The organism is Polaribacter vadi, assembly GCF_018861005.1.
Lineage (GTDB): Bacteria > Bacteroidota > Bacteroidia > Flavobacteriales > Flavobacteriaceae > Polaribacter > Polaribacter vadi_A.
On record NZ_JAHKQL010000016.1, the window covers coordinates 77,053 to 94,459 of the forward strand.

General features: G+C 27.3%; 16 protein-coding genes. 5 read left to right on the forward strand and 11 right to left on the reverse strand.

The window, feature by feature from the left end:
* Positions 1-54: 54 nt before the first annotated feature.
* From KO506_RS08585 to KO506_RS08605, 5 genes are all read right to left on the reverse strand, one after another.
* Complete coding sequence (locus KO506_RS08585) at positions 55-855, reverse strand: LytTR family DNA-binding domain-containing protein (RefSeq protein WP_215994492.1); 801 nt, start codon at positions 853-855, stop codon at positions 55-57.
* 117 nt (positions 856-972) lie between these two features.
* Positions 973-1,896: an SPFH domain-containing protein gene (locus KO506_RS08590; protein ID WP_215994493.1), complete on the reverse strand. Its 924-nt coding sequence runs from the start codon at positions 1,894-1,896 to the stop codon at positions 973-975.
* A gap of 160 nt (positions 1,897-2,056) precedes the next feature.
* Positions 2,057-2,599, reverse strand: a complete 543-nt coding sequence (locus KO506_RS08595) for a hypothetical protein (RefSeq protein WP_215994494.1) — start codon at positions 2,597-2,599, stop codon at positions 2,057-2,059.
* A gap of 3 nt (positions 2,600-2,602) precedes the next feature.
* Positions 2,603-4,123: a glutamate--tRNA ligase gene (gene gltX / locus KO506_RS08600; protein ID WP_215994495.1), complete on the reverse strand. Its 1,521-nt coding sequence runs from the start codon at positions 4,121-4,123 to the stop codon at positions 2,603-2,605.
* Between the two features lie 99 nt (positions 4,124-4,222).
* Positions 4,223-5,077, reverse strand: a complete 855-nt coding sequence (locus KO506_RS08605) for a hypothetical protein (RefSeq protein ID WP_215994496.1) — start codon at positions 5,075-5,077, stop codon at positions 4,223-4,225.
* Between the two features lie 161 nt (positions 5,078-5,238).
* Between KO506_RS08605 and KO506_RS08610 the strand changes: the two genes are divergently transcribed.
* The 5 genes from KO506_RS08610 (at position 5,239) to KO506_RS08630 (ending at position 13,397) form a co-directional block, all read left to right on the forward strand.
* Entirely contained in the window at positions 5,239-8,622 is a 3,384-nt protein-coding gene (locus KO506_RS08610; RefSeq protein WP_215994497.1) for a DUF4175 family protein, read from the forward strand.
* 2 nt (positions 8,623-8,624) lie between these two features.
* Positions 8,625-10,100: a hypothetical protein gene (locus KO506_RS08615; RefSeq protein ID WP_215994498.1), complete on the forward strand. Its 1,476-nt coding sequence runs from the start codon at positions 8,625-8,627 to the stop codon at positions 10,098-10,100.
* A complete protein-coding gene (gene ybeY / locus KO506_RS08620; protein ID WP_215994499.1) occupies positions 10,097-10,519 on the forward strand; it encodes an rRNA maturation RNase YbeY in 423 nt (140 codons plus the stop codon). The genes KO506_RS08615 and ybeY overlap by 4 nt, the downstream gene beginning before the upstream one ends.
* A 29-nt stretch (positions 10,520-10,548) precedes the next feature.
* Positions 10,549-12,426, forward strand: a complete 1,878-nt coding sequence (gene mnmG / locus KO506_RS08625; protein WP_215994500.1) for a tRNA uridine-5-carboxymethylaminomethyl(34) synthesis enzyme MnmG — start codon at positions 10,549-10,551, stop codon at positions 12,424-12,426.
* Positions 12,427-12,539: 113 nt separating this feature from the next.
* A complete protein-coding gene (locus tag KO506_RS08630; protein ID WP_215994501.1) occupies positions 12,540-13,397 on the forward strand; it encodes a class I SAM-dependent methyltransferase in 858 nt (285 codons plus the stop codon).
* A gap of 144 nt (positions 13,398-13,541) precedes the next feature.
* Here KO506_RS08630 and KO506_RS08635 read toward each other — a convergent pair whose 3' ends face one another.
* The 6 genes from KO506_RS08635 to panB all read right to left on the reverse strand — a co-directional run bounded on the left by KO506_RS08635 (position 13,542) and on the right by panB (position 17,312).
* Positions 13,542-13,940 (reverse strand): DoxX family membrane protein, encoded by a 399-nt coding sequence (locus KO506_RS08635; RefSeq protein ID WP_215994502.1) that lies wholly within the window; start codon positions 13,938-13,940, stop codon positions 13,542-13,544.
* Between the two features lie 4 nt (positions 13,941-13,944).
* Complete coding sequence (locus KO506_RS08640) at positions 13,945-14,304, reverse strand: hypothetical protein (protein WP_215994503.1); 360 nt, start codon at positions 14,302-14,304, stop codon at positions 13,945-13,947.
* A 38-nt stretch (positions 14,305-14,342) separates the two neighbouring features.
* On the reverse strand, positions 14,343-14,729 hold the full coding sequence (locus KO506_RS08645; protein WP_215994504.1) for a VOC family protein: 387 nt from the start codon (positions 14,727-14,729) through the stop codon (positions 14,343-14,345).
* Between the two features lie 6 nt (positions 14,730-14,735).
* The gene (locus KO506_RS08650) at positions 14,736-15,191 is read right to left on the reverse strand and encodes a DUF1801 domain-containing protein (RefSeq protein ID WP_215994505.1); all 456 of its coding nucleotides are present in this window, start codon (positions 15,189-15,191) and stop codon (positions 14,736-14,738) included.
* 24 nt (positions 15,192-15,215) lie between these two features.
* Positions 15,216-16,154 carry a 2-hydroxyacid dehydrogenase gene (locus KO506_RS08655; protein WP_215994506.1) on the reverse strand — a complete coding sequence of 313 codons (939 nt, stop codon included), beginning with the start codon at positions 16,152-16,154 and terminating at the stop codon, positions 15,216-15,218.
* Positions 16,155-16,493: 339 nt separating this feature from the next.
* On the reverse strand, positions 16,494-17,312 hold the full coding sequence (gene panB / locus KO506_RS08660; RefSeq protein ID WP_215994507.1) for a 3-methyl-2-oxobutanoate hydroxymethyltransferase: 819 nt from the start codon (positions 17,310-17,312) through the stop codon (positions 16,494-16,496).
* Positions 17,313-17,407: the final 95 nt, after the last annotated feature.

A 17,407-nucleotide genomic window follows, 5' to 3' on the forward strand; every position in this document is an offset into this window, starting at 1 on the left:
AAAAAAAGCCCTTAAAGGGTTGTATAAAGGGGTTTTGGGATAAATGGGAAGGTATTATTCTATTAATTTTTCTAAATCTTTTTTCTTAATACTTCTAGAAACAGGAATTTTAATATCTATTTTATCAGAAATTAAAAAATAACCTCTTGCATTACCAGATATAGATTTAATATGTTTGGTATTTACTATAAAAGATTTATGACATTTAAAAATATTAGGATATTCTTGTATTTGCTTAAGTATTTTAGATAGAGTGTTTCTTAAAACAATTTCTTTTATTCCTTTATTTGTATTTACAAAAAAGCTAGCATAATTACCTGCAATTGTTATGTAAACTAAATTAGCTATTTCAATGCTTATATTTTCTTTATTATTCTCAGAATATATAATTATGCTTTCTTCTTTTTTAGTAAAAACACGCTTCTTTCTTTTAAATCGAATTACTCTTTCGTTTACGATAACAAAAAATAGCATAGATATAAGTGCAAGACTAGACGAATACTTATAAAACAATCCAAAACTTAACTTTATTAAATTAAATTCATCTTTATAAATTCCGCTAAAAAACCACAAAATATAACTGTAAATAAATAAAAAACAAAAAAGTACAATTAGAAAAGTAGCTACAGATAATTTTTTATAATTTGTTTTATCTAAAATTAATAAAAGTAAAAAAGGTACTAGAAAGGTTAAAGAACTTATAACTAAACTATAACCAAATAAAGTTTCTTTTAAAACATCTAAATTAAAAGGTTTAAATAGGTTTAAAAAGATAAAAACAAATACTCCATGTAATGCTGTTATGGCAAGTTTGTTATTAATATAAGGTTCTAGATTAAGCTTTCTTTTGAACAATTTTATAATTGGATTAATCAAAGGGGTAAAATTTTAATTAAAAAGGATAAACTAAGTTATAAAAAAAAGCGCAAAATAATCATTTTGCGCTTTTTTAGTTTTGTTTAAAAGTCTTTTTTAATCAATCTTTTTAGGTTTTGCATTTTTCATAGCCTCACCAATTTGATTACTAGCTGTAAAACTTGCAACCATATCATTTAACATTTGGCTACCAGCTTGTGGCGAGTTTGGTAGTAATATTAAATTACTGTTAGTTTCTTGACCTATAGATTGTAAAGTGTCATAATGCTGTGTTACAACAATTAATGCAGATGCTTCTTGGCTATTGATACCAACTTTGTTTAAAACCTCTACAGACTCTTCTAAACCACGTGCAATTTCACGTCTTTGGTCAGCTATACCTTGCCCTTGTAAACGTTTACTTTCTGCCTCAGCTTTTGCACGTTCTACAATTAAAATACGTTGTGCATCACCTTCAAATTGTGCAGCAATTTTTTCACGCTCAGAAGCATTAATTCTGTTCATAGATTCTTTTACTTGCGCATCTGGATCTATATCAGTTACTAATGTCTTAATAATATCAAAACCATAATCAGACATGGCATCATTTAATTCTGATTTAACAGCAATTGCAATATCATCTTTTTTTACAAATACATCGTCTAATTTCATTTTTGGCACTTCTGCTCTTACTACATCAAAAACATAAGATGTTATTTGATCATGAGGATAATCTAACTTATAAAAAGCATCGTAAACCTTATCATAAATAACTTTGTATTGTACAGAAACTTTAAGTTTTACAAATACATCATCTAAAGTTTTAGTTTCTATAATTACATCTAATTGCTGAATTTTTAAACTTAATCTACCAGCAATTCTATCTATTAAAGGAATTTTAAAACGAAGACCAGATTGTCTTATGGCATTAAATTTACCAAATCGTTCTATAATAGCTGATGTTTGTTGTTTAACTGTAAATATTGATGCGAAAATAACAACTGCAATCAATACAATTATTACTGGAAAAATAGAAATCATAGTTAGTAGTTTTAGTGTTAATAATCAATTTAATGTAAAGATACTTATTAGAGTATTATCTATAAGACGCAATTTTTTAAAATTGTTACATTTTGTAATATTTATCAATAAAAAACCCTAAAAATGATCATTTTAGGGCTATTTTGTTTTAAAAATTGAATTATTCCTTTTTCTCTTTAGGAAACACTTTATAGATTTTTCTATTGTATTTAATCCATTTTTTATATTGTTTTTCTGATAAAAGAGCCTTTATAGATTTATCTAATTCTTTATCTTCTTTTTTTAAAGTATCAGAAATAGGTTTTAAATTACTTGCCATTTCTAATCTAACTTTTGTTTGATTAGAAAAATCACCAGTTTTTGCCACATTTTTTTGATAATTATCTATCATTTCTTTGGTGCTTTTTAAAGTAAAACTGTTAATTCTTCTAATATCTTTTATTTCTTTATTATAAGTAGTTAAAAGGCTAGAAAACTTTTTACCTTCATCAGAAGATAATTTTATGCCAGATTTTTTAGCTGCTTTTTCTATATCATAAATCACAATTCCTAAATATCTTTCTATTTTAAAATCTGGGTCTGCAGGTTTATCAGGTGTTTGCATCATTTGGTTTTGACCCTGATTTCTCATACCATTGTTGTTATACTGGCTATAACTTTGTAGTGTTGTAAAAACAAAAATTGCGATGATATATTTTTTCATTTTTTATAATTTTTCTATTGCATTTTTTAACCTTAAAATAGTTTGGTCTTTACCAATCATTGCAATAATATCGAATAAATGTGGGCCTGCTAATTTACCTACTAAACATAAACGTAAAGGTTGCATTACTTTGCTGTAACCAATTTCTTTGCTAGTAATCCATTCTTTAATTTCTTTTTCTGTATTTTTTGATGAAAAATCTTCAATTTTAGCAACTACAGTAATTAATTCTTTCATTAAATCTGTAGTTCCTTCTTTCCAACTTTTCTTTACAGATTTTGCATCATATTCTTGTGGTGTTTCAAAAAAGAAAATAGCTAATCCTAAAAAATCATCAACAAAAACAGCTCTTTCTTTTACAGTAGAAACTATTTTTTTAACATCTTCTATGTTTTTATTAATCCCTTTTTTCTCTAAAATTGGCATAAATAAATTTGCTAATTCTGCATCATCTTTGGTTTGCATATATTGTTGCTGAAACCACTTTGTTTTATCAAGATTAAATTTTGCACCAGCTTTATTAACACGTTCAAAATCAAATTTTTGAGTTAATTCTTCTAAAGAAAAAATTTCTTGTTGTGTTCCAGGGTTCCATCCTAAAAAGGCCAACATATTTATAAAAGCATCAGCAAAATAACCATCTTCTTTATAGCCTCTAGAAACATCACCTGTTTCTTCATTTGTATATTCTAGAGGAAACACAGGAAAACCTAATTTATCTCCATCCCTTTTACTTAACTTTCCTTTACCAATTGGTTTTAAAATTAATGGCAAATGTGCAAAATCTGGAACTTCCCAATCAAAAGCTCTGTATAATAATACATGTAAAGGCATAGATGGTAACCATTCTTCACCTCTAATTACGTGACTAATTTCCATTAAATGATCATCAACAATATTTGCTAAATGATAGGTTGGCATTCCATCAGATTTAAATAAAACCTTATCATCTAATGTGTTTGTTTTAATAGTAATTCTTCCTCTAATTTCATCTTGCATATACAAAATTTCACTTTCTGGAATTTTAAAACGAATTACATATTTATCACCAGCATCAATTCTTTTTTGTACTTCTTCTTCAGATAATACTAAAGAGTTTACAAGTTTACCTTCTTGTCTATTTTGCCAGTTATAGATAAACATTTTCCCTTTAGAGGCATTAAAATCTCTCTGAGCAGTTAACTCTTCTGGAGTATCAAAAGCATAATAAGCTTTACCCTTTTCTAGTAAAATATCTGCATATTTTTTGTAAATATCTTTACGTTCAGATTGTCTATATGGTCCAAATTTTTCGTTTTTTCCAGGTCCTTCATCAAAAGGAATATTACACCATTTTAAAGCGTCTATTATATATTGCTCTGCATTAGCAACATAACGTGTTTGGTCTGTGTCTTCTATTCTTAAAATAAAAGTACCATTATGTTTTTTGGCAAATAAATAATTATATAAGGCAGTTCTTACACCTCCAATATGTAAAGGTCCTGTAGGACTTGGTGCAAAACGCACACGAACATTAGATTCCATTCTGTTTTAATTTTAAACAGCAAAGATACTTTACTATATGCATAAAAAAAAGCCTTAATAAAAGGCTTTTAATTTATTATTTTAAAGAGTATAAGAAATCTAAAATTTCTTATAAATACCTATGCTTAGTGCAATTTGTTTAGCAACATTGTTGCCAAAAAAAGCAGTTGGTAAACTTGCTGTAATACCAAAATCTTTTGTGAATTCTCCTATTGCTTTTACACCAACAACTCCATATTCTTGATCGTTTACATATAAAGAAGTTACCAAATTTTTATCAGGTAAATTAACATCTCCGTCTTTAAAAGATTTCTCAATATCTAAAAATCCTATTAGCCAAAATTTATTTCCTAGTTTTTTACCATATTCTCCACCAATTTTAAAGTTGTTAGAATAATTATTGGTTCTAATTTTTGCACCAATAAAAGATTGCAAATAAGAATTAGTAAAACTTTTACCTGCTAAAAATAGGGGAGTTAAAGTAAAAGCATCATAGCCAGTTCTTATACCCGAATTTTTATAAAAAGTACTTGTATTTGTTTCTAAAGAAAATTGCCCAGATAACAACCAATCTTTTTTATAGAAATTATGTTTTAGGCTAATTTCAATATTTCCTAAAGCAGTTTTAGTTTCATTTATTGTTTGTGAACAATCTCCAAAACAATCTATTGCAGGATCTAGATATTTTAAATCGTTTATTGAAATTAATTTTAAAGGTGCATTTACAATTAGAGTTGTGTTATTTGTTAAACCATATTCTGTATAGAATTGCAAAGTATTATCAGATATTTCTCCATTTATTGTATAATCAGGATCACCAAAAAAGTTATCATAATTAGCTATAGTTGTAAAAGAAAGTTGTGTGTAAAATTTTCCTTTTTCTTGTGTCCAAGGTCCCTGAGCAAATACAGAAATACTTAAAAGTAGAAATACAATTTTGGTAAGGTTTAGCATAAGTTTAGTTTTTAATATTTAGTTAGTAGAAAACCATTTTAAATACTTACAAGGGTTTCTTTTTATAAGATACATAATTTTGATATTGGTTGCGTAAATAATTGTTTTAACAATTATTTTGTGGATGATCTTGTCAAATACATTATTTTTATTAGTTGATTATGAAAGCATTCGAAAACATACAGCACAAATTAAATCAGTTTACACGAAAATTTTACACAAGTGAATTGATAAAAGGAATAATTCTATTTTTTTCATTAGGTTTTTTATATTTCTTTTTTACGCTTTTTTTAGAATTTTTTTTGTGGCTAAAACCAACTGCTAGAACTATTTTGTTTTGGGTGTTTATAATTGTAGAAGTTTTTTTACTGATAAAATTTATTGCCATTCCTATTTTTAAATTGATTGGTTTTAGAAAAGGAATTTCTTTAGAAGAATCTTCAAAAATTATAGGAGCTCATTTTCCAGAAGTAGGGGATAAGCTGTTAAATGTTTTACAACTTAAAGAAAATGCAAAACAATCTGATTTAATTTTAGCGAGTATTAATCAAAAATCTGAAGAACTAAATCCTATTCCTTTTGTAAAAGCAATAGATTTTAAACAGAATTCTAAATATTTAAAATATGCAATTGTACCTATTTTAATTTATGTAATAAGTTTGTTTACTATTACAAATGGTTCTTTAACTCAGAGTTTAGATCGTGTAGTAAATTACAGAACTGCTTACAATCCTCCAGCACCATTTTTATTCTCAATTGCTAATCAAAGTTTACAAGTTATACAAGGAAAATCAATTACAATTAATGCGAAAACAATAGGAAATGTTAGTCCAAATGAAGCAAAAATAATTTATAATAATCAACAATATTATTTGCAAAATAATGGTAATTCATCTTTCTCATATACTTTTACAGATGTTCAAGAGCCCATTAATTTTTATGTTGAAGCAAATGGAATTCAATCTCAAGATTATAAGATTGAAGTTATAGGCACACCAACAATTCACAACATTTCATTAGACTTAAAATACCCTAAATATTTAGGAAGGAGAAATGAAACCATTCAAAATTCAGGAAATTTAATTGTTCCTGAAGGCACAAATATTACTTGGTTGGTTCAAACAAATCAAACAGATAGTTTGGCTTTCATCAATAAAAATATAAGTGATTCTTTTTCTAAAATATCTACGGATAATTTTGAGTATAAGAAACAAGTTAGAAATGCTTTAATTTATCAAATTTCATCATCAAACAAAAACCTAAAAAATTACGAGAATTTACAATTTTCTGTGGATGTCATTAAGGATGAATTCCCGTTGATTTCTGTAACTTCTAATATTGATAGTATTACAAGAGGTGTTGCTCAATTTGCTGGTCAGATTTCTGATGATTATGGTTTACGTAATTTACAATTGGTTTATTATGATGTAAATAATTCTGATATAAAAGAGTTATTTAACCTTCAAATAAGCAATCAAAATATACAAAATTTCTTTTATCAATTTCCTGACGGATTAAATTTATCGAAAGGAATTAATTATGAATTATATTTTCAAGTTACTGATAATGATTATGTTAATGGAAATAAATCAACCAAAAGTAAGATTTTTAATTACAGACAACATACTGAAGACGAATTAGAAGATCAACTTTTACAAGAACAAAGAAATACGATTAACGATTTAGAAAATTCTGTTCAAAAACAAAAAAAGCAACAAGAACAATTAGAAAATATTCAACAAGAATTACAGAATAAAAAAAGTATTAATTGGAACGATAAAAAGAAAGTAGAAAGTTTTATTAAGCGTCAAGAACAGTATAAAAAAATGATGCAAAGACAAACTGATCAACTTCAAGAAAACTTAGTTGAAAAGGAAGAAAAAAATGAATATTTACAAGAAAAAAAAGAAGATTTAAAAGAACGAATTAAGGAACTTAAAAAGTTAGAAAAGCAACAAAAATTGTTGGACGAAATTCAGAAAATGGCTGATAAACTTAATAAAGAAGATCTTGTAAAAAAGGCCAAAGAATTAGCACAACAAAATAAACAACAACAGCGTAGTTTAGAGAAAACTTTAGAAATGGTGAAACGTTTTTATGTTGAACAAAAAACTATGCAAATTGCAAATAAAATAGAAGAGTTATCTAAAAAGCAAACAGATTTAGAAAAGGAAGAAAATGGTAGTTTACAAGATCAAAAAGACATCAAAAAAGAATTTGACGATATTAAAGAAGAATTGGAAGAACTCAATAAAGACAATGAAAATTTAAAAGATCCAATGGAGTTGCCAGATGTTGATGAAGAGAAAGAAGATATTGATAATGAGCTTAAAAAATCTGAAGAAAATTTAGAACAACAAAACTCAAAACAAGCAAAACAAAGTCAGAAGCAATCATCACAAAAAATGAAAAAGATGAGCGCAAAAATGCAAAAATCTATGATGGATATGCAAAGTGAATCTATGGAAGAAAATATGGAAGACTTGCGTAAAATTTTGGAAAACTTAGTTATTTTTTCTTTTCAACAAGAACAATTAATGGACAAGTTTACAGAAACATCTACAACACATCCAGACTTTGGTAAAGACTTAAAAAAGCAAAATGAAATAAAAAGATATTTTGAACATATAGATGATAGTTTGTATGTTTTAGCAATGCGTGTTCCTAAAATTTCAACTAAAATTCAAGATGATCTTTCTTCTGCACATTACAATTTAGATCAATCTTTATATAATTTTTCTGAAAATAGATTTAATAACGGAATTTCTAATCAACGTTATGTAATGACAGCTACTAATAATTTGGCAGATTATTTGAGTAATATTTTAAATAATATGAAGAACAGTATGTCAATGAAAATGGGCAAAGGAAAACCAGGAAAAGGACAAGGTTTTAGTTTACCAGATTTAATTAAAAAGCAGGAAGGCTTATCTAAGAAGATGAAAGATGGAATGAAAAAGGGTGATGAAAAGGGTAAAGGTAAAGAAGGTAATAAACCAGATGAAAATGGTAAGCCAGGAGAAAAAGGAAAGAAGGGTAGTAGTGGAAAAGGAAGTAAACCAGGTGAAGGTAAAAACGGACAAAAAAATGGAGAAGGAGAAGGTTCTAATGATGATTTAGATGGTGAATTGTATGAAATCTTTAAACAACAATCTCAATTAAGAGAAGAATTGCAGAATGCAATTAAAGAAAGTGAAAACGGAATAGAAGGAGGAAATGGAAATGCAAAAAAAGCATTAAAATCTATGGAAGAATTAGAAAATGATATTCTAGAAAAAGGTTTTAATGAAGCAACACTCCAAAAAATGCAAAATTTAAATTACGAATTATTAAAACTTGATAAAGCTGCTTTAGAACAAGGAAGAGATAAAAAGCGTAAATCAAATACAAATCAAAAAGAAACTCAAAGAAACAAAGTAAAAGCGCTTAAATTTAAACAGCAGTTCTACAATCAAATAGAAATATTAAATAGACAATCCTTACCTTTGCAGCAAAATTATAAAAATAAGGTCAGAGAGTATTTTTCTGACCCTAAAAAGGATTAGTTATGAAAAAAGTAATTATTGTATTTTTCTTTTGTGCTTTTACAAGTTTAGTAAATGCAAATAATAATGTCTTTAACGAAATAACAATACCAAAAGAATTTAAAACAGAAAACACCTTTTCTGGAGATTTATCAGACAAAGATTCTTTTCATTTAATTTTTGCAAAAAACAAAAAAACAAAAAACTATAAAGTTTTCTCATATCTATTTGATGGTAATACCTCTGTTGAATTACCAAGTTTAATAAATGAAAAATCTTATGGAGTGGTTTCTTTTCATCAAAAAAATAATATTTTATCTTTATTGTTAAGTTATAAAATAAAAAAGGAGTCTTTCGTTAAAACAGTACATTATAATCTTAAAAATAAAGAAAAAAAAGAGTTTGAAGCTGTTTCTCATAATGATTTTATGACATCAATTAGAAAAAAAGATCAATCTATTTTAATTTATAAAACAGACGATGCTTTTATAGTTTCTTCTTTTGTTGGTAATAATAAACCAAATTCTAAAGAGTTAGCTTTAGATAAAGATTCTGATGTAAAAAGATTTTTTAAAAATGAATCTGTTACTTCAATAAAAACAGATGAGTTTGTGGCAAATGGTTCTACTAATAAAGTTCGTTTGTATTTTGAAAATAATACACTTTTTTTCACTCGAGATTCAGATGAACCTTTTAACTTTAACGTTGGTGGAATTCCTTTAAACAATAAAAAAGCAAATATTACTGAATTACTAAAATTCAATTTGAGTGAATCAACATTAAAACCTGTTTTTTTTACTTTTGAAAATGCAAATGGAGAGAAGTTTAAAAAAGCAACTTCTTTTTTTACTAAAGATAAACTCTTTCAATTGGCACTTTCTAAAAAAGCTGGGTTTATTAATATTGCTGATGTAAATACTGGTAAATCTTTAAATGTAATTGCTTTTGATGAATTACTTTCTAATAAAATTAAGGGAAATCCAGAATTTCATGGAATAGAAAAATTTTTAAAAAATGCAGGTAAAAATAAATATAATGCTACAATAACTGCCAATAAAACTAAATCAGATAAAATTAGAGTTAGGGTAGATTATGTAGATATTTCATACAACTATAATTACAATTGGTGGTGGCATCATCAACAGTTTATGTGGCATATGCAACAACAACAAATGCAAATGATACAACAGAATATTCAAAGAAATATACCTACAGGTTTTGGCCCAAGAGTTGTAGATGATTATGTGTTTGAAAACGCTATAATTTTAAAAGAAAAACGTTTTTTCGAATTATTAATAGATTTAAATGGAGATCTTATAAATGAAGAATTACCAGAAACTATTTACAAAGAAATTGATAAAAAAGAATATATAGACAAACTAGATGAAATCTCCACTTATTCTAATGAATCTAGTTGTTTCTTAAAAGATAGTTTTCGCTTTATTGCTTATGATAAAAAGAATAAAAAATTTGTAATTCAAACAAATACTATAAAATGATAACGTTTAATTATGAAACAGAATTCAATTTAAAAGACGAGAAAATTTTAGAAAATTGGATTAATAATATTGTTATTGATAAAGGTTTTGAAATTGGTGAAATCAATTATATTTTCTGTGATGATGTTTATCTCCATAAATTAAATGTTGAGTTTTTACAACACGATACTTTAACTGATGTTATCAGTTTTGATAATTCTTTGGGTAAGCTTATTAATGGGGATATTTATATTTCTATAGAGAGAGTAGAAGATAATTCAAAAGATTTTAAGGTTTCTTTTGATGATGAATTACACAGAGTAATGATTCATGGTGTTCTACATTATATGGGTTTCAAAGATAAATCCGAAGACGAAAAAGAAGAAATGAGAAGTGAAGAAAACAAAGCTTTATCATTATTTAATTTAGAAAAAAAGTAAAAAGTTTCACGTGGAACTATTATAAAAAAATGAGTTTATTTTCAACAACATACGATGTTATTGTAGTAGGTGGAGGGCATGCAGGAAGTGAAGCTGCTGCTGCTGCTGCAAATATGGGTGCACACACTTTATTAATTACAATGAACTTGCAAAACATTGCACAAATGAGTTGTAATCCTGCAATGGGTGGAATTGCAAAAGGACAAATAGTAAGAGAAATTGATGCTTTAGGAGGTTATAGTGCAATAGTTACAGATAAGACAGCTATTCAGTTTAAAATGCTAAATAAATCCAAAGGACCTGCTATGTGGAGTCCAAGAGCTCAATCAGATAGAATGCAGTTTGCAGAAGCTTGGAGAACGATGTTAGAGCAAACTGAAAACGTAGATTTTTATCAAGATTCTGTAAATGGTTTATTGTTTGATGATGATAAAATTATAGGTGTAAAAACTGCTCTAGGTTTAGAAATAAAAGCAAAGACGGTTGTAATAACTGCTGGTACTTTTTTAAATGGATTAATCCATATTGGAGAGAAAACATTTGGAGGTGGTAGAGCAGGAGAAGGAGCATCAACAGGAATAACAGAAGATTTAGTTGCAAAAGGTTTTGAATCTGGTAGAATGAAAACAGGAACACCACCAAGAGTAGATGGTAGATCTTTAGATTATTCTAAAATGTTAGAACAACCAGGAGATGAATATACTGAGAAGTTTTCTTATTTACCAGTAACTAAAAATTTGGTAAAACAACGATCTTGCTACTTAACGTATACCAATTTAAAAGTACATGAATTATTAAAAGAAGGTTTTGATAGATCACCAATGTTTAATGGTAGAATCAAATCTACAGGGCCAAGATATTGCCCTTCTGTAGAAGATAAAATTAATCGTTTTGCAACTAAAGAAAGACATCAAATTTTTGTTGAACCAGAAGGATGGACAACTTGCGAAATGTATGTAAATGGGTTTTCAACTTCTTTACCAGAAGATATTCAAGATAAAGCTATAAGAGCTATAGAAGGTTTTGAAAATGTAAAGTTTTTAAGATATGGTTATGCAATAGAATATGACTATTTTCCACCAACGCAATTAAAACATTCTTTAGAAACTAAATTGATTAAAAACTTATTCTTTGCAGGTCAGATTAATGGTACAACAGGTTATGAAGAAGCAGCTGCTCAAGGATTAATGGCAGGTGTAAATGCAGCTTTAAAGGTGCAAGAAAAAGAGCCTTTTATCTTAAAAAGAAATGAAGCTTATATTGGTGTTTTAGTAGATGATTTAATTACAAAAGGTACAGAAGAGCCTTATAGAATGTTTACCTCTAGAGCTGAATATAGAACCTTATTAAGACAAGATAATGCAGATTTAAGATTAACACCTAAAGCTTTTGGACTTGGTTTAGCTTCTAAAGAAAGAATGGATCGTGTTTTAGAAAAGCAAAGAAAAACAGATTTATTAATTCAGTTTTTAGAAAAGACAAGTGTTAAGCAAGAAGAAATAAATCCTATTTTAGAAGCTAAAAATTTGGCTTTAGTTAATCAATCTATGAAGCTTTTTAAAATTGCTGCTAGACCACAATTATGTTTTTCTGATTTTAAGAATGTTGAAAAACTAAGTACTTTTTTAGTAGATAATGCTATAGATAAAGAAGTAATAGAACAAGCTGAAATCCACTTAAAATATTCAGGTTACATAGCTAAAGAAAAGAATAATGCTGATAAGTTAAATCGATTAGAAAATGTAATGATTCCTTCTAGTTTTAATTATCAAAAAGTAAAATCTTTATCTTTTGAAGCTCGAGAAAAATTAAGTAAAATTCAACCAACTTCAATTTCTCAAGCAAGTAGAATTAGTGGAGTTTCACCAAGTGATATTTCAGTTTTATTAGTTTATATGGGTAGGTAATTTATCTGTAATTTTATAGATGTTCCTCGTGGAACAAATTAAAATTTATTAAAAGAATAACACAATATTTAATTCCTGCTTAGGCAGGAATTTCAATTTTAAGATGATTAGAAATGAATAACAAAATTGATTTTTATAAAGATTTAAAACCTTTTTTAGATTGTAAAGATTTCACAGTTTCTGGTGAAGTTTATCAGGTAAAAAAGAATGAGGAGTTTGATATGTTAGTTACAGTTCCTGTTCCTGAAAATTTAGGAGATTATTATAAAAGCGAAGATTATATTTCTCATACAGATTCTAAAAAATCTTTGTTTGATAAAGTTTATCAATCTGTAAAAAACATCACCTTAAAAAGAAAACTAAAATTGATTAATTCTTTTAATACTTCTTCAAAAAATATTTTAGATGTAGGTGCAGGTACAGGAGATTTTTTAAAAGTTTGTGCAACTAATTCTTGGAATGTTTTTGGATCAGAACCAGATCTTGGAGCAAGAAATATTGCTTTAAAAAAAGGGATTTCTCTAGAAGAAGATTTATCAAAATTCAATAATAATCAATTTGATGTAATTACTCTTTGGCATGTTTTAGAACATGTAGAAAATTTAGAAGAGTATATTTCAACTTTAAATAACTTACTTACTAAAAATGGTAAATTGATTATTGCTGTGCCAAATTATAAAAGTTACGATGCAAAACATTATCAACAATTTTGGGCTGCTTTTGATGTACCAAGACATTTATGGCATTTTTCTCAAACATCAATTGCTAAATTATTCTCAAAAGAAAATATGATTGTAGAAAAAAGTTTACCAATGAAGTTTGATGCTTATTATGTTTCTTTGTTAAGTGAAAAATATAAATCTGGTACTATGAAACCAATTTCCGCATTTTTAAAAGGATTCAAATCGAATTTAAGTGCAAAAAGCACAAATGAGTATTCTTCTTTAATATATGTACTTAAAAAGAAGTAAAAACGGGTTTTAAATAGTTTAAAATTTAATTTATTTTTAAAACAGTAGAAATGCCTTAATAAAAAAATAAAAGCCCTTAAAACTTAAGTTTTAAGGGCTTTTTATATAGTTAAAAATTATACTGAATTTATAAATTAATAGATTTTAGTTATTTAATAAATATACACCTAAAAGGTTAATGATAAAATAGACACCTAAGCTCATTGCACCTGGATAATCTTTTGCAAGACGTTGCCCAATGAGCATAAAAATTAAACTGATTGCAGAAAGCTCTAAACCTAGTAAAGCAATTTCTTTTGTTTCAGAATTATAAATTTGATAAATTCCTATCATCATTAAAATAGATGCAATTATTTCTATAACTAAAAGTATCGCTAATAATAAAGGAACACTATTTTTTAAAGGCGAGTTTTTAAAATGATCTTTAATAAAAGAAACATTGCCTTTCCAATCAAACAACTTTTCAACAGAAGATAGAAAAAATGTTATTATTAAAAATAAGAGAATTAAAACTTCTGTTGGATAGTTGGATAAAAACTTCATCTAATTATTTACTAGTAATCTTCTTTAAGAAGTTTTTTACTTTTGCAGTAGCTTCCTTAATTTCTTCTTGAGCATCTTCTGCAAAATCAGCTAAATGTTCTGCAGCTTCATGTGCAAATTCTGATCCTTTTTCAGATATAATATCAAAAGCTTCTTTTGCATCATCTGTAAATTCAGTTGCCTTTTGTTTTACTTTTTCTATGTTTTCATCAGTAAAAGTTTCACTGATTTTTTCTTTTGCACCATCAATTACATTTTTAGCACCGTCTTTAATTTTAGAGGTACTATCTTGTGTGTTTTCGCTAAAGTTTTGTGCGCTTTGTTGAATTGGTTTACGGTATAAATTACCTTTTTTATACAACATAATAATCTGATTTATAGTTAATTAATTACTTATTAAATTTATTTAAAAGCCTGATCTACAGGTTCCCAAAGTTCTATTTTATTACCTTCGTTATCTAAAATCCAGCCGAATTTACCGTATTCAAATTCTTGTATTTCACCAACAATAGTAACACCTTCTTTTTTTAATTCTGATAACAATTCTACTAAATTTTCGACTCTATAGTTAAACATAAAGTCTTTTTTTGATGGTTCAAAATAATCTGTTTTTTGGGCAAAAGGGCTCCATTGGGTAGAAGCGTCATTGCCTTGCTTGTCTTTCCACCAAAAGGTAGAACCCCAATCATCAGTATTAAAACCTAAGTGCTTTTTGTACCAATCTTTTGCTGCTTTTGGATCTTCAGATTTAAAAAATAAACCACCAATTCCTGTAACTCTATTTTTCATTTTTTATTACTTTTTTATAGTAGTTTCGTATGTATTTATCCAATCGTTTACAGATATTTTACGAACTAATTCTGCAATTAATTCATAAGGAATTTCTTCCATTTTTTTAAAACGCACACAACTTTTACCCATATCTAATTTACGTTTACAATGTTTTGGATATTCTGCAACAAACCAATCGTAAATATCTTGGTTAGCATATATGCCTGAATGATAAAAGTTAACAGAGTTTTTTTGTGATGCAAAACTCATAAAAGGTAAAGGTTCTTTTGGGTTGCAATGATAACCATCTGGATAAATAGAATGAGGTACAAAATAACTGATAAAGTTATATTGCATACCTTCTTCAAAACCATCAGGTAAGTTGTCTTTTATGGTTTTTCTTAATTTGTGTAAAGTTTCTTTTCGTTCTTCTGGAACTTGAGAAATATAATTTTCTGGTGAATTTGCTTTGTATTGCATAACATCAATTTTGATGACAACAAGTTAATAAAAATTTGCTTGTATTTTATCAACAATTGTTTGTGCCAATCTTTCTTTGCTTTCAACTGTCCAGCCAGCAACATGAGGAGATAAAAGCACATTCTCTGAATTGATTAAGTATTGAAAAGCTTCTGGCATTTTATCATCAGAAAATAAGTTTTCGAAAGACGATTTTTCATATTCTAAAACATCTAATCCAGCACCTAAAATTTTACTTGATTTTAAAGCATCAACTAAATCTTTGGTAACTAAAGATGTTCCACGTGCAGTATTTATCAACCAAAAACTCTTTTTAAAATTCTTGATAAAATCTGCATTTATCATGTTTTTAGTAAGCTCAGTTTGTGGAGTGTGTAAACTTAAAACATCAGCTTTAGCTTGTAATTCTGATAAAGTAACTTGTTTACAATTGGCATCACCAACATTAGCTTTTATGTCGTAACAAATAACATCAACATCAAAACCACGTAATTTTTTTGCGAAAGATTTCCCCATATTTCCATAACCAATTAAGCCTACAGTTCTTCCATCGAGTTCAATTCCTCTGTTTTCTTCGCGCAACCATTTACCATTTCTAACTTCGCTATCTGCTTTATTTAATTTATTAAAAAGTGATAATAACATACCTAAAGAATGCTCGCCAACAGCATTTCTATTTCCTTCTGGAGCAGCAATTAAAGCAATGTTTTTTGATGCTGCATAATCGCAATCTATATTTTCTAAACCAGCACCCACTCTACCAATAAATTTTAGGTTTGTGGCTTTGTCTAAAAAAGATTTATCAATTTTAAATCGACTTCTAATGATAAAACCATCATACAAATGAATTTTTGCTTCGATTTCTTGTTTTGATGAAGTATAGTCTTCATCATTTGTAAAACCTAAATCATTCAATTGATTTATTAATAAAGCGTGATTTGAATCTAAGTGTAGAATTTTCATATACAGATTATTAGATAGTTGGACTTTTAGATTTTTAGAGTGGAACTAAATTTTGATAGCATTTATTTAATCCATTTTGTAATCAGTAAAAATAGAGCCATTAATGGCAAAATATAATAAATCATAAAGCTAAAAACTTTTAAGACTAAATCAAATAACGGAATTAAATCTTTATTTAATTTAAAAATAAAATTACGAACATATTTTTTCAGAAAAATTACATATAAGAATGCAATAAAAAGAGAGAATAAAATATATAGAGTGAAATAAATTTTTTCAGAAATATCCATTAGTTATTCTAAATTTATTTCCTTCCCTTTGGGAAGGTTAGGATGGGCATTAATACTGCTCTTTATCACTAGGAAAATCTCCAGACTTTACATCTTGAACATAACTTTTAAAAGCGCCAGTCATATCTGCAAATAAATCTAAATACCTACGCAAAAACCTTGGGTTAAATTCGTGAGTCATTCCAATCATATCATGGGTAACTAAAACCTGACCATCAACACCATTTCCTGCACCAATTCCAATAACTGGTATAGAAATAGCTTCTGCAACTTTTTGTGCCAAAGCAGCAGGTACTTTTTCTAAAACAATTGCAAAACATCCTATTTTTTCTAACATTAAGGCATCTTGCATTAATTTTTCTGCTTCTTGTTCTTCTTTGGCTCTTACTGTATAAGTACCAAATTTATAGATAGATTGTGGCGTTAACCCTAAATGACCCATTACTGGGATTCCTGCATTTAAAATACGTTTTATAGACTCTTTTATTTCTTTACCACCTTCTAATTTTATAGAATGTGCACCAGATTCTTTCATAATTCTAATTGCAGAACGTAAAGCTTCTTTTGGATCTGATTGATAACTACCAAAAGGTAAATCTACAACCACTAAACAATGTTCTATACCTCTAATTACAGAACTTGCATGGTAAATCATCTGATCTAAAGTAATAGGTAAAGTAGTTTCATGACCAGCCATAACATTAGAGGCAGAATCACCAACTAAAAGTACATCTAAACCTGCTTTATCTAAAATTTTTGCCATGGTATAATCGTAAGCTGTTAGCATAGAAATTTTCTCTCCATTTGCTTTCATATCTACCAATGATTTTACAGTAATTCTTTTGTACTGTTTTTTTCCTAATGACATATTATTTAAATTTTAGACTTTGGTAAAAGTAATAAATAAAACAGATGTTTAGCCAGTTAATATTTCGTTAATAAAGTTTTCTTAACTATTGTTAT